Source organism: Paenibacillus sp. FSL R10-2199, from assembly GCF_038000235.1.
Classification (GTDB): Bacteria; Bacillota; Bacilli; order Paenibacillales; family Paenibacillaceae; genus Paenibacillus_AQ; species Paenibacillus_AQ phytohabitans.
Genome location: NZ_JBBOBO010000001.1, coordinates 4,208,905 through 4,222,839, shown reverse-complemented (window position 1 = coordinate 4,222,839; position 13,935 = coordinate 4,208,905). Strand labels below are relative to the sequence as shown.

Sequence of the window (13,935 nt, the reverse complement as noted above, 5' to 3'; positions counted from 1 at the left end):
TCACCGCCCTTAAATAATGGATTCGTCACGCACAATCTTCGAGAGTGTATTGGCCGCGAACAGCAGGATAACGCTGACCACCGACTTCAGCATGCTGACCGCCGTTGCAAACGGGAAGTTGTTGGCAAAAGCGATATTATACACGTAGAGGTCAAGCACCTCGATCGTGTCCTTATTCATCGCATTCTGGAAGGCGAAATACTGCTCCATGCCGTTATTCACAAAGTTGCCGATGGAGAGCAGCAGCAGGACGAAGAAGGTAGGAATGATGCCGGGAACCGTGATATGCCAGATCTTGCGGAACCGGCTCGCTCCATCCACATCCGCCGCTTCATATAGCTCCTGGTCAATTCCGGCAATGGCCGCAAGGTACAGGATCGCTCCCCAGCCCAGCGACTTCCACCAGTACCAGGCGATCATCGTAATCCAGACATGAGAGCTGGAGGCCAGGAAGTTGAAGCCTTCATCTGCGAAGCCGAACTGGACCAGCAGGTGATTCACCACGCCGCTGTCTACGGAGAACAGTGAGAAGGCCAGCGCATAGACAAGAATCCAGCTGATGAAATTCGGAATCGTGGTCAGCGTCTGCACCAGCTTGCGGTACCAGCCTGACCGGACCTCGGTCAGCAGAATGGCAAAGATCACGGGAAACACTGAGGTCACCAGCCCGAGTGAGCTCATCGCGACCGTATTCTTCAGCACCCGCAGCACCTCAGCCGTCTGAGTCGGATTAGCGACAATGGTCCTGAACCACTTCAGGCCGACAAAGGGCGTGTCCGACAGGGGAATGCCGGGAATGAAATCATAGAAGGCGTAAATCCATCCGCTTATCGGCAAATAGTAGAAAATAAAAGTTACCGCCAGAAACGGAAGCGCCATGAAAAAGAGCTTGTATTTGTTCTGCAGCTTCCTGCGGGGCGGCGGGGCCGGCTCCACACCATGCAGCAGTTCACCAGAGGGTACTCCCATATCGAAATCTCCTATATCCAGATTTTGTTTGCGCTTTCAGTCTAGCAGAAAGCAGCCTGCTATCAGGAGAGAGGAACGGCGCCCGGCGCGTGACAGCGGTAGGAGGCTATAGGACCATTTTCACAGCGCAGCGGACCATTTTCACAAACCAGCAGCCAAAAAAGATGTTGTCCATCAGCAGCACTCCTGCCGATAGACAACACCTGACCTTACCTGAATTGAATAGAGATATTCATGGTATCCATATCCAACTAGCACAATATCAGAACTGGAGATGTGAGTTGAAGTTGATCCAATATCGCAGCATGTAATAGTTGTAAAATGTGCAATTAAAAACAGCGAAAAAGCTTGCTGGCATCCTTTAACTGTATTCAGTACAACTAAATCTCCCGAATGTGTGCTAATCGTTCAACATATGGCAGTTTAATTGCACGAAATACAACTAAACGGATAACCGGTTGTAATTCAGATGTTTTAGTTGTACAAAGTGCAGTTAAGTCTACCGGAGGAACTACCGTAATCAGGGTCACTGCAACCCCTCAGCAAGCGATTTACCTAAGTGTTCTCACAAGTTTAAACCTGATGTTATACTATCCGGCGAACCTGATCACCGGTCTGCGCCGCTTACCGAGCCATCCTGAAGCGAATAGTCCATCGCATCGACCGTGAAGGTCAGTGTATCTATGTAATACATTAATCCGGTACTGTTGCCCCTACTCTTTGATCAAAGTAATGGATGTCTTTCGTACCCGCAGCGGGGTCATATACCCGCAATTCCCTGCTGTCAATATCCACCCAATACAGCTTGCCTTCTACCAGATCCCAATGCGGTCCTTCACCAAGCACAGACTTGTCATCGGTAACTAATTCAATTTGTCCGGTCAACGGAAACCCTCCCAGTTCTTGCCTTCGCAGCGCTATTTGTACTACCGGCTGCCTGCCAACATGACATACACCTGTCCAGTTCAGCATGGTATTCTTCATATAGCAGAATAATAATGATGAGGTGATCCGGTTGAAAGTTGAATGGAGAAAACAAGACAAGTCTCTTTACCTGCCCGCTGCCGAACCCGCTCTGATTCAAGTGCCCGCCTATAATTATTTCATACTGCGGGGTGAAGGCAATCCGAATGCTGCGCCTTTCGCTGAAGCCGTCGGCGTATTATACTCCCTCTCTTATGCCATTAAAATGCTGCCCAAAAAAGGGCCGGAACCGGATGGGTATTACGACTATACGGTCTTCCCGCTGGAAGGTGTGTGGGATCTCAGCGAAGCCGGCCGTAAGAAAACGGTTCTTGATAAAGACGAATTGGTGTACACCCTTATGATCCGTCAGCCGGATTTTGTAACCCCGGAGCTTGCCGCTGAAGTGCTGGAGAAGGTCAAGCACAGCAAGCCGCATCCGCTGCTGTACAAAGCCGCCTTCGATAGCTTCGAAGACGGCCTCAGTGTACAAATGATGCATACCGGCCCCTACGATGATGAGCCGCACAGCTTCGCAAGGATGGAACAATATTGTGCGGAACAGGGGCTGCAGCGGATTTCTCATCTTCACCGGGAAATCTATATTTCGGATGCCCGCCGGGTCCAGCCGGAGAAGCTGAGAACAGTGCTGAGGTTCAAGGTATCACGCCAGAATTAACGCAGTAATTTCACCGGATTCCGTACCGTTGCGCTCTTATGAATCTCTAGGGTATCACGGTATTCCACTGTATCGATCTCGCAGCCTGTGCCGATGATAACCCTTCCGCCCCGCACAGTCTGCGCCTGCGTACTCTGCAGCTCAATCTGGTCCCCTTCAATCAGCCGGGCCTGAAAGCTCATTTTCTTGCCTTGTCCGGGCCTCAGCAACGCTCCGGTCCGGCTGCGTTTGATAGAAATGCTGCTGCCGCCGACCGCATCCGCTCTGCAGGGGCCAAACAATCCCAGTTCGAGCTTCCCCGCATTAAGCAGTCCGCTCACCTCAATGATTCCGGTAAGCTGCAGCTCCTCTGCCTCGCAATCTCCGGTAACCATAATCCCGCCGGTTAGTTTGATTTCTTCTATCCGCAGCCCGCCGCCTGCCGTAAGCTGACCTTGTCCGCGCAGACTGGCTCCGTCGATCCGCCCCTTAACCTCACACTCTCCGGTAATCTTCATATGCTGCAGCCGCAGATTGCCGTCCACTTTGATCTCTCCGGTCTGGCTGAACTTCAGGCAATCCACATCCCCGGTAAATTTACATTCTCCGGTCACTTTGACATCCTTGAAATGCCCGCCAACAGAACTGGAGGTCCCCAATATCTTCAGATCATTGCGCGTTACGGAATCATGCACCATTCTTCTCCTCCTTCTCCACACGGGCTCCGGGATGTACTGTCAGTCCCGTTCTATATTCGACCCGGCCGATGCTGCAGCCTTCCCCGATAATAACGGTGCCGCCCCGGACCACATCCGCCGTTGTATATTCCAGATCTATATAATCGCCTTCAATGAGCTTGGCCCGCAGCTCCAGTTTGAACTTGGGAATGATCCCTCCTAACAGCCTGCCCCACGCTGCGGAGCCGGTTTTGCGGATAATCAGGCTCTCCACCCCAATTTCGCCCGCCTCTGCCAAACCATGAAGCCCGAATTCTATCCGCCCTGCACTGAGCAGCCCGCCTACAGTAAATACCCCTTCACCGATCAGCTCCTCAACCTCACAATTGCCCATTAGCTTCAGCATGCCGTCCAGCTCACAGCGCTCTCCCCGCAGACTGCCGTCACCGGTCATCACACCGTTCAGCTTCATTACACCAGCCTGGAGGTTGCCCTTCAGTCTGAAGTTACCGTTAATCTCCATCTCTTCCGCAGTAAGATCACCGTTCATCTTCATTACGCCGTCACATTTATAGGTATGCGCGCTCAGCGCTCCGTTAATCTTGCTTACGCCGTTGATATTCACCTTGTTATATTTGCCTCCGGCGGCTGTATTGACCCCATCCATCTGTAAATCCGGCAGCTCATTCTTCTCCATTGCCAGTCCTCCCATTAGCTTAATCTTACTTTCAATTGTTCTGTCAGGTCGGCAAGACTAAGCCTGCTGACTACCCGGACTCCTTCATCGAAGGCCAGCTCTGCCCCGGACAGCGCCATCAGATAGAAGCTGACCCCCATCTTCCGTACAAAAAACAGCTCCCAGTTCTTTCCCGCAAATCCCGGGGTATGCACTCCAAGTGTCAGATAGAGCCGGTCTGCTTCCTCCAGATTCAGCTCCCCCTTGCTCAGCAGCAGATCTACAGTGAACAGATTCAGAATCTGCTCAAAGGTTAGCTGCATCCCTTCACTGTCCGGCCTGCCGAACCGCTCCAGGCTACTGTTCGAAACAATGTTACGTTCCCTTAGCTGTGCTACTGTTAATATGACCTGATGCTGAGACAAAGGCTCTGACAGCTTTCCAGCGAGTTCATCAAGAGAAAGATCATCTTTCTTCTGCAAAATATGCTGCACCCGGCCCAGTATTCGTTCCCGCGGGAAAAAAGTCTCTTGTCCGGTAAACGTGGACTTGCGGATGAACCATTCCTCAGGAATCAATTGTTTCCTCTTCCAGCGGTATAACTGGCCGTATGAGATGCCGGTTTCATCCAGCAGGTCCTTCTTGGATATTAGCTCCTCTTCCATATAATCACTCCTTGCGATCATCGTAACATAACACTGTTACGTTGTAAATAAACAAGCATCGCTTTCGCTTTCGCTTTATATACTTTCTTGAATTCATACTGGGGTTCACAGTGGAATTCAGCAGACAAGGACTGACACCTCACTCCACCAGTTCCATAATTCTCCACCGCTTTTCCCTGTCAATACAAGTTGCCGGTTAGCCGCTGCTGGACTGACGGAATACGTCAATTTCAATTTCTTACACTTGATTCGTTACCGGTTGACTTGGGACTTCTTAGAGTCAGGAAGCACTGTAGACGTGTAGACATAAATGTTGTACGTTTTGCAACATTGATTCCTGGATAGCCGGGTGTTCGGGAGGATTGTTGTATGAAATACAACAATCCTCCCGATCAGTCGCTTGAATCAGGTGAAATCCTGTATTTTATACAACAATGTTGGATTTGGGCCGGCATATGGAGGGAAAAGTTGTATTATGTGCAGGATTTCAGGAAAAGTCAGCTAGAAACATCCGGCTAGGAGAAGCTGCCAGCTCCCTGCCCCGGAAAGTGGATAAACGGGGAAATTCCCGCGACAAAAGCAGCCGCCCGGAAGTGCAACTATCTACAGACATTAAGGATTGGTATTATGTTAAAACCCTTAAGTTTAGCCCATATAGTGAAGACGCACTTAAGATTTGAGCTTGAAGCTTAGTCGTCACTGCGGTGAACTTTTGGACTTCCGGCCGCTGCCCGCCCCCGGATTTCTTGATGATTACCGCTGTTCGCGGTGGAAATCCGGTGACAAAGGCATCAAAAAAACCAGGCAACCCATTGGCTGCCTGGCTCCTCCTGCTTATTTCATGACAATAGCTCTATTCCGCACCGCCGCTAATGCTGCTTACTGCACATAAGTGTAATGCGGCGAATCATACTGCGGGCCGGATTTCTCGTAGGTGAACCAATATTCAATGCTGCTGCCGGTGCTGAGGCCGCTTACGGTCTGGCGCCAGGTTCCCGAGGCAAGCGTCATGCGGTAATTCAGCTGTGCGCCGCCGTTCACCTTATAGTGGACATCCACATACAGCGCGGACGTTACCGGTGTGATGAAGATGCTGGCCTCAGCAGCCGACACCTTGGTTACGCCTGCCGTGTAATCCGCTGTCACGTGATTCCCGTTGCCGCCGGAAGCGTTCGTGGTTACGGTCACGGCATTACTAGCAGCGGAGAGGTTGCCTGCGGCATCGGCCGCTTTTACCGTGAAGGTGTATGCCGTTGAAGCCGTCAGTCCGTTGACGGTTGCAGTAGTTCCGGTAACAGAAGCCGCCTGGGTGCCGCCGCGGTACACGTAATATCCGGTAACTCCAGTGTTATCGGTGGATGGCGACCAGCTTAGGCTGACCGTTGTGTCCGTTTTACCTGTTGAGGCCAGATTCCCTGGTACCGTAGGTGCTGTAGTATCTCCAGGATTGCTGCCTCCGGTCAGATATTGGCCAGTGAACGGGTTGAAACGGTGCAGCGAGAGGATCAGCCACCCGGTGCTCGATACACAGTTCTGCTGGGCCATCACCCAGTAGCTGTTGCTTGTACCCTTGAGGGAATAAGGGATTCCGCCGAGCGACGGGCCGCTGGTTCCCTGTTTTTTGATAATCTCCGTGTTGATGGCATTCGCCTTCGTTGTATTTCCCTGCATGTAGTAGGCAAGCGACATAAAAGCCGTTCCCTCCAGCCACACATCCGCCCCCGTATTGCCAATCTGATTGCCGTTGTCGTCATACGCCGGGAGCACTTCATCCGTCCAGTCAAAATCATACCCGGAAAGTGTATTTCCGGCATCGTTATAGGTCAGAGTCTGCTTATAGCGCGGATTAGCCAGTGTTCCCGGTGTACCGGCCGCGTTCTCCACATAGGTCAGGCTTGCCCCGTAGTTGCGCGTTCCGTTCAGCCCGAGGGCGAGCACTCCCCAGGGATTCACATCCAGCGGGATTTTGGGATCGATCAGATTCGTATCATTCTTCCAGCCGCCCTTGAAGCGCTTAGCCGCATCATCCCAGACCACATTGTCCAGGAAGCTCTTCACACCCGTTGCCGCTGCTGTATAGGATGCCGTTTTGCTGGAATCAACAGAAGCATAGTACTGCAGCACGCGGTACAGATCGATATTATGCTCCGTCGAGCTCCAGGGCTCATCCGAATTGCTCCATGCGCTCCAGCCACCGGCGATCCCGCCGTTTGCTTTGGAGTATGTCAGGCACCAGTCCAGCGCCTTGAGCGCCATCGGACGATAGCGGGTATCATTATACTGCTTCTCATAAGCCATAGCCGCCATGGCCATCCAGGATACAGGTCCGACATGCTTGCGGATTTCTTCGCCATAGCCATTGTTATACCAGTAGGAGTTCAGCCAATAGCCGGACGGGTCCTGGATGTCACGCATTTTGTTCAGCACCTTCTCGGCCCGGGTCCGTTCCCCTTTGACGATGAAAGCGATGGCTGCGACGGCCTGATCATACGTATAGACAATTTGCTTGGGATTGTTCGGACCCCAGAAATCCTCGAAGCTGTCAACCAATCCGTCAAAAGCATAGCCGGCCGTTGCATCCTGCTGCACCTGCAGCCAGGTCAGCGCCCGGTTTGAAGCATCACTTACCGCATCCGCGCGGGCAATACCGGCAGCGGGCAGTGAAGCGCCCAGAATCAGCACGGCGGTCATCAGGAAGAGAATCAGCTTTCTTTTCATCCATATTCCTCCTTGGTCGATCTATTACTAAAGCGTTTTCAAAGGGCGAATAAGCGGGTGATGCTATGCCATACTATGGTATTTATCCTCATTCTCAGCTTTGATAGCGCTTTCGTCAATCTAAAACTGGGACATTTTTACTAAATGAGGCGAAACACCCGTTCGCCCCTTTTTTCGACAAAGCGAAAGTCCTGAATAGGTTTCTGCGGAATTCGTTAATATGCATTTTTTGACAGCAAGGCATGCAAAAAAAGCTCCGGAATGTTGATTAACGCTCCGGAGCCTTACTCTTATTTCAGCTGAGCTCTATGAGCGCAGGACACCCTTCTCCCGGGCTTCACGCAGCCACTTGGGATACTCATTAAACAGGCGGTCATACAAATCCTCATCACTGACCTCATCCAGATCGTCCAGCGCAAAGAAATCGGCATTATCGACATAACGGCCCTGCAGATCATCGAGCTCACGCAGCACACCATAGTCCGCATTGCCGAGCCCGACAAACTGCCAGAAGATGTTATGCTTCGAGCTTTGGATCAGCAGCTTCGAGATCTTCGGTGTCTCATAAATTCCGCCGTCACTGAAGAACACAATGTAAGCAGGCAGAGCGCCCGGCTCTTCCTTCGTATACTTCTTGATAATATCAGCCATAACCACCGGCTCATTATTGCCGATGCCCAGCCCGCCGAACATCTTCGGCCCCGGGTATGTTCTCTTCACATAATCCTCGTACCCGTGCTCATCTACACTCGGCATCCGCTTGCTCTTAGTCGCGAAGAACCATACATCCAGCCTGCCGTCGTCATCCATGCTGGCTGCCACGGCCAGAATCCGTTCAAATGCCCGCTGAACAACGCCCCTCGAATACAAGCCGGACATGGAACCTGATGCATCGAACACAACGGCCACCCTGGCCTTCTCCTGCTCCAGATTCTTCTTGCGCAGCGAGATTCCGACCTTCTGCTTCAGCAGGTCAATCTTCGTTAAGTTCAGCGTGGGCCGGGAAGCCGTCTCCTCCGCCACACTTCCCTCGGTTCCGCTATATGTAGCAGCAGCTTCCGTGTGACCCTGCATCACTTCAGCCTCCGTCTTGCTGCTGTTCTCCGGCTCTTCATCCTCCACCTCGACTCCGTGCGCTTCAGCCAGCGGCTTCAGGCCGCCGTGAAATCCCCGGCCGACGGCTCTAAGCTTGAAGCCTTCGCCGTGACGGTATAACTCTGCCAGCACCAGCGAGGTCTCGGCATTACTCTGATTTATTTCATACACCAGCTCTGTGTTGGCCGCAGCCGCACTGATTCTGCAGCCCCTGACATCGGCAAAAGTCCCCGGGCCGTCCAGCGTGGCTGCGAAAACGCATTTGGCAACCGCAGATTGCCGCAGCGCATGCAGATCGATGGCAAACTCGCCGCTGTACTTGTCGATGGCATTGAACTCTACAATCCGCTTGGGATCGGCGGGCTGGTTGTAGAAGATGAAATAATCATCGGACGTAACCTTGCCGTTCTCCCCGACCATGAAACAGCTGATATCCAGCTCCGCCGGCGAACTGCTGCAGGAAATCTTCACCGTCGCCTGCGGCGAGGCTTCATCCAGCTTGGCATTAGAGCCGGTGACCAGCTTAACGATATTCAGATTCATGAATGCACTCTCCCTTACTTTCACAATGTATAATAGATGATTGCAGGATTCCGCTATTTAGCAAAAAGGAGCAGACAACTCCCTGATGAGGATATGTCTGCTCCCGGTTGATCAAGCTTATGATCCGCATATCAGCCGGTCTAAACGGGCTGTGGTGCGGCTTGTCCAATGAACTGGACTATAAAATACATAATAAGTTACTCTTCTGTCTTGCCTTCGTCAGCTGCTTCTGCCGCTGCTGGTTCAGCAGCATCTGTATCAGCAGGCTCTTCAAGAACAAGCGGAGGTGAGATCCGCACGATCAGCGTATCTTCAGGGGTAAGGATCTCCCAGCCATCATGCTTCGGCAGATCGGAGACCAGCAATTGATCACCGATGTCGAGTCCGCTGATATCCACCTCGAAGGAAGCGGTCAGCTTGTCCGGCAAGGTACGGATATCCAACTCATAGAGCTCCACCTGCTGGACGCCGCCGCTCTTGACACCGACAGGATCGCCGGTGAAGTGGAATGCAACCTTGGTGTCGAGTTCTGCCTTCATATCAATCTGCTGCAAATCTACATGGAGCAAAGAACGTGACAGCGGCTGGCGCTGTACTTCCTGAATGACCGCATTTTTGGAGCCTGAACCGGGGAATTCCACTTTCAGGATCGCCCGCGGGTTTTTGCCGAGAATCTCATTGAGTGTTTTGGCTTCTGCTGTAAAGGACTGGGTATCTGAACCTGCACCGTAGACGACGACCGGTACAAGGCCTTTGCTGCGCTGGGAAGAGGTAGAGCCGGATCTTTCTGTCAAGCGTACTGTGGTATTCATGATATTCCTCCTAAAGGTTTTTTAGCGGTGCATACTTTCAGGGGCTGCTTCTGATGCTGAACAAAGCTGGCCCTGCAAGCATCCGCCAAGTGGTGTCAGCATAGCTGCAAGTGATGGTTCTTCGTACAAAACTGGCTTATTGCTCAGGTAATAAAAAACAAGACCAATTAGATGTCTTAAGTCTAATCAGTCTCTTATTAACCATATTTGCCTGCTGTGGAATCAGTATAGCACTGGGAAGTAGGCAAGTCAAAATAGGTGTATATTCAATTTAAATCCATATTTAATATTTATTATACTAAATGACAGGCTACAAAATGTCCTGCGCCAGCGTCCCGGAACAGCGGAATCTCCGCCTTGCAGACCTCTACGGCAAAAGGGCAGCGCGTATGGAATTTGCAGCCTGAAGGCGGATTCGCCGGGCTTGGAATATCGCCTTTCAGCACGATCCGCTCCCGCTTCAGCCGGGGGACCGGCACGGGTACGGCAGACAGCAGCGCCTTCGTATAGGGATGCAGCGGATGCTGGAACAGCTCGTCCCTGGAGGCGGTCTCCACCATCGATCCCAGATACATCACGCCGATCCTGGAGCATAGATGCTCCACTACGCTAAGATCATGGGAAATGAACAGATAGGCAAGGCCTTTGCTCTGCTGCAGCTTGCTGAACAGATTGATAATCTGCGCCTGAATAGACACATCGAGCGCCGACACCGGCTCATCCGCAATAATCAGCTCCGGGTTCAGGATCAGCGCCCGGGCAATGCCGATCCGCTGGCGCTGTCCGCCGGAGAATTCATGCGGGAAGCGGTCGATATGATAAGAAGATAAGCCGCAGGCCTCCATGGCCTCCAGCACCAGATCCCGCACCTCCCCCCTCGTGCATAATCCATGGTCCAGCAGCGCTTCGCCTATCGCATCGCCAACCCTCACTCTCGGATTAAGCGCACTGTAAGGGTCCTGGAAGATCAGCTGCATTTGCGGCCGGATCAGGCGCATGTCCGCAGCGGACAGGCTGTGGATGTCCACTCCCTTGAACTTTACCTCACCGTCCGTTTTATCCGTCAGCCGCAGCACTGTCCGTCCCACCGTGCTTTTGCCGCTGCCGGATTCGCCGACAAGGCCGAAGGTCTCGCCCGGCTGAAGCGTAATGCTGATGTCGTCCACAGCCTTCACATGCCCCACTGTGCGGCCCAGCAGCCCTTGTTTTACCGGGAAGTACTTCTTCAGAGATTTAACTTCCAGCAGCGCTTCAGACATACACTTCCGCCTCCTCATACAGCCAGCAGGCTACCTTCTGCCCGCTTCCGGTTTCCTGCAGCTGCGGCTGGCGGGTGCGGCAGACGTCCATGCAATGTCCGCACCGGTCATGGAAGTAGCATGAAGGCTCAAGCGCAAGCGGACTGGGCACCTGGCCGGGAATGGAATAGAGCTCCTCCAGGCGCTGGCCCATGACGGGCTTGGACTTCAGCAGCCCCCGCGTATACGGATGCTTGGGATTCCGGAACAGCTCTACCACACCGCCCTCCTCAACGATCTGGCCGGAGTACATGACAATGACATAATCGGCCATCTCGGCCACTACGCCAAGATCATGGGTAATCAGCAGGATTGACATGCCCGAGTGCTCCTTGAACCCGCGCAGCAGATCAAGGATTTGCGCCTGAATCGTCACATCCAGCGCGGTCGTCGGCTCGTCCGCAATCAGCAGCTTGGGCCCGCAGGAGATTGCGATTGCAATCATAATCCGCTGCAGCATGCCTCCGCTCAGCTCGTGGGGATAGCTGCCCATAATCTGTTCCGGACGGGATATCCCCACCTGGGTGATCAGTTCAATGGCCCGGGCCCGGGCTTGCTTCTTGTTCATTCTGAGATGAACCAGGAGCGGCTCCATAATCTGCTCGCCAATTCTCATGACCGGATTCAGTGACGACATCGGCTCCTGAAAAATCATAGCGATCTCATTGCCGCGGATGCTGCGCAGCGTATTTTTGTCCAGCCGGAGTAAATCTTCTCCCCGGAAATCAATGCTTCCCCCGGCAATCTTACCGCCCGGCTCTTCCACCAGCCCCATAATCGACATGGCGGTGACACTTTTGCCGCAGCCGGATTCACCGACAATGCAGACCGTCTCGCCTTCCCGGATACTGAAGCTTACCTCATCAACCGCGGTCACCTTCCCGTCCTCTGTGAAGAACACGGTGCTTAGACGGTCTATATTCATTAAAGGCTTCATCGTTATGGCCACCTACCTCTTCTGTTTAGGATCAAGCACGTCTCTGAGGCCGTCACCAAAGATATTAATCGCAATAACCGTGGCAAAAATCGATAACCCCGGCGGAATCCACAGCCATGGCCGTTCCTGGAAATCGAGGATATTATTCGCCGCATCAATCATGTTGCCCCAGGTCGGCGTAGGCGGCATAACCCCCAGACCGAAGAAGCTAAGCACCGATTCACTGAGAATCGCTCCGCCGATATTCAGCGTTGCCATGACGATCAGCAGCGGAACAATATTCGGCAGCAGATGGCCAAAAAGCTTCCTGCGGTCGCGCAGACCCAGCACCACGGCGGCCTGCATGAATTCGCGTTCCCGCAGGCTGAGCATCTGTCCCCGTACCATCCGCGCCAGCCCCGGCCAGTTCACCATGCTCAGCATGAGCATGACGATGTACATCCGGTAATCCGCCTTAATCTTCCATTCCGAGAGCAGCGCACCGAAGATGAACAGCAGCGGAAGGCCGGGAATAGTCATCAGCAGATCGGCGATCCGCATAATGATCTGGTCCAGCAGACCGCCGTAATATCCGGCAACCGCACCGAGCAGCGCTCCAAGGAACACAGACAGCACCATGGAAGCCAGACCCACCGTAAGAGAGATACGCCCCGCCTGCATGACCCGGGTTAAGATATCCCGTCCCAGCGCGTCTGTCCCCAGCCAATGCTGCAGATTCGGAGCCTTGTTCATCATGGCCATATTGATTTTGTTATCCGTATACGGCGAGAAGAACGGGCCGATGAAACATAACACAAACATAAATAAGACAACCGCGAAGCCCGCCACCGCCAGCTTGTTGTGCAGAAGCCTCCGCAGGGATTGCCGGAACAGGGAAGATTTCCGCAGGTTGACCCTTGGGGCCGTTATTTCACTTACTCTGCTGTCAGCTGCCATAAGATCCTCCCCCTCCTATAACCGGACACGCGGATCAGCCACCCGGTACAGAATATCCGAGAGTAGTGTTCCGATTACGGTCAGAATAGCCAGAAACATCGTGAAGCCCATCAGCAGCGGGTAATCCCTCAGTCCGAAGGACTTCATATACAATTGGCCGATGCCCGGCCAATTAAAGATTTGCTCAATAATAATGGAACCCCCGAACAGCGCGGGCAGCTCGAAGCCGACCAGGGTGATCGCAGGCAGCAGCGCATTGCGCAGTGCATGGGTGAACAGCACATTCCGCTCCTTCAGCCCTTTGGCTCTGGCCGTACGGATATAGTCCTGCTTGAGCACATCGATCATATTGCTGCGGAAATAACGGGTTAATGAACCCAGACCCAGCAGCGTCATGACGATGACCGGCAGGGTCATATGATGCACCACTTCTTTGAAGTAGGCGAACCCGGTGGCATTGCTGCCTGTAGTCATCATTCCCCCCGGCGGCAGCCATTTCAGGTCAACGGCCAGAATCTTGATCAGGAACAGGCCGATGAAGAACGACGGGAGCGACATCGCCGCGAAGATCGCAATCATTACCAGCGTGTCGAACCAGGAGTATTGCTTATAGGCAGAAATGACACCGATGATCACAGCAATCAGCCAGGTGAGGAACGTAGAGACAGCGGCCAGCAAAAAAGAATTCCAGATATAATCACCGAACAGCTGAAGCACCGGCTTCTGCTGGGCAAGTGAATATCCGAAATCCCCGTGAAAAGCATTGTTCATCCAAGTCCCGTAACGTTCCAGCACCGGCTTGTTCAGGCCGTAAATCTCCCGCAGCTCCGCTTTGCGCTCTGCAGTCAGCTTAATATTTCCGGTAATGAAATCACCCGGGGTAAGTGCATACAGGCAGAAGATCAGCAGCGATGCGGCAAACAGGATGATCAGCATATACAGCATTCTTTTGGTCAGATAAGTGCTCATGATCGGCTCCTTAGGATTC

13 protein-coding genes are annotated in these 13,935 nt (G+C 52.9%); 1 reads left to right on the top strand and 12 read right to left on the bottom strand.

From position 1 onward, the window contains the following. Window positions 1-9: 9 nt before the first annotated feature. Both NYE33_RS18180 and NYE33_RS18175 read right to left on the bottom strand, forming a co-directional pair. Window positions 10-969 carry an ABC transporter permease gene (locus NYE33_RS18180; protein ID WP_341066869.1) on the bottom strand — a complete coding sequence of 320 codons (960 nt, stop codon included), beginning with the start codon at window positions 967-969 and terminating at the stop codon, window positions 10-12. A 693-nt stretch (window positions 970-1,662) separates the two neighbouring features. After that, window positions 1,663-1,854, bottom strand: a complete 192-nt coding sequence (locus NYE33_RS18175; RefSeq protein ID WP_341066867.1) for an SMP-30/gluconolactonase/LRE family protein — start codon at window positions 1,852-1,854, stop codon at window positions 1,663-1,665. A gap of 121 nt (window positions 1,855-1,975) precedes the next feature. Between NYE33_RS18175 and NYE33_RS18170 the strand changes: the two genes are divergently transcribed. Next, entirely contained in the window at window positions 1,976-2,611 is a 636-nt protein-coding gene (locus NYE33_RS18170; RefSeq protein WP_341066864.1) for a GyrI-like domain-containing protein, read from the top strand. Here NYE33_RS18170 and NYE33_RS18165 read toward each other — a convergent pair. The 10 genes from NYE33_RS18165 to NYE33_RS18120 all read right to left on the bottom strand — a co-directional run bounded on the left by NYE33_RS18165 (window position 2,608) and on the right by NYE33_RS18120 (window position 13,916). Then, on the bottom strand, window positions 2,608-3,288 hold the full coding sequence (locus NYE33_RS18165; protein WP_076243313.1) for a hypothetical protein: 681 nt from the start codon (window positions 3,286-3,288) through the stop codon (window positions 2,608-2,610). The two genes, NYE33_RS18170 and NYE33_RS18165, sit on opposite strands and share 4 nt — an antisense overlap. Further along, a complete protein-coding gene (locus tag NYE33_RS18160; protein WP_341066862.1) occupies window positions 3,278-3,964 on the bottom strand; it encodes a hypothetical protein in 687 nt (228 codons plus the stop codon). Before NYE33_RS18160 ends, NYE33_RS18165 begins: the two co-directional genes overlap by 11 nt. Before the next feature lie 14 nt (window positions 3,965-3,978). After that, window positions 3,979-4,608, bottom strand: a complete 630-nt coding sequence (locus NYE33_RS18155) for a YhbD family protein (RefSeq protein WP_171716610.1) — start codon at window positions 4,606-4,608, stop codon at window positions 3,979-3,981. 879 nt (window positions 4,609-5,487) lie between these two features. Continuing rightward, entirely contained in the window at window positions 5,488-7,326 is a 1,839-nt protein-coding gene (locus NYE33_RS18150; RefSeq protein ID WP_341066861.1) for a fibronectin type III domain-containing protein, read from the bottom strand. Window positions 7,327-7,632: 306 nt separating this feature from the next. Next, window positions 7,633-8,964 (bottom strand): vWA domain-containing protein, encoded by a 1,332-nt coding sequence (locus tag NYE33_RS18145; protein WP_042138513.1) that lies wholly within the window; start codon window positions 8,962-8,964, stop codon window positions 7,633-7,635. A gap of 197 nt (window positions 8,965-9,161) precedes the next feature. Next, window positions 9,162-9,776, bottom strand: a complete 615-nt coding sequence (locus NYE33_RS18140) for a 50S ribosomal protein L25 (protein ID WP_042138514.1) — start codon at window positions 9,774-9,776, stop codon at window positions 9,162-9,164. 293 nt (window positions 9,777-10,069) lie between these two features. After that, window positions 10,070-11,035 carry an ABC transporter ATP-binding protein gene (locus NYE33_RS18135; protein ID WP_340784853.1) on the bottom strand — a complete coding sequence of 322 codons (966 nt, stop codon included), beginning with the start codon at window positions 11,033-11,035 and terminating at the stop codon, window positions 10,070-10,072. After that, window positions 11,028-12,011, bottom strand: a complete 984-nt coding sequence (locus NYE33_RS18130) for an ABC transporter ATP-binding protein (protein ID WP_042138517.1) — start codon at window positions 12,009-12,011, stop codon at window positions 11,028-11,030. Before NYE33_RS18130 ends, NYE33_RS18135 begins: the two co-directional genes overlap by 8 nt. A 12-nt stretch (window positions 12,012-12,023) precedes the next feature. After that, window positions 12,024-12,947, bottom strand: a complete 924-nt coding sequence (opp4C, locus tag NYE33_RS18125; RefSeq protein WP_341066857.1) for an oligopeptide ABC transporter permease — start codon at window positions 12,945-12,947, stop codon at window positions 12,024-12,026. Window positions 12,948-12,962: 15 nt separating this feature from the next. Continuing rightward, window positions 12,963-13,916, bottom strand: coding sequence for an ABC transporter permease (locus NYE33_RS18120; RefSeq protein ID WP_340784844.1), 954 nt, complete (start codon window positions 13,914-13,916; stop codon window positions 12,963-12,965). Between the last annotated feature and the right edge of the window lie 19 nt (window positions 13,917-13,935).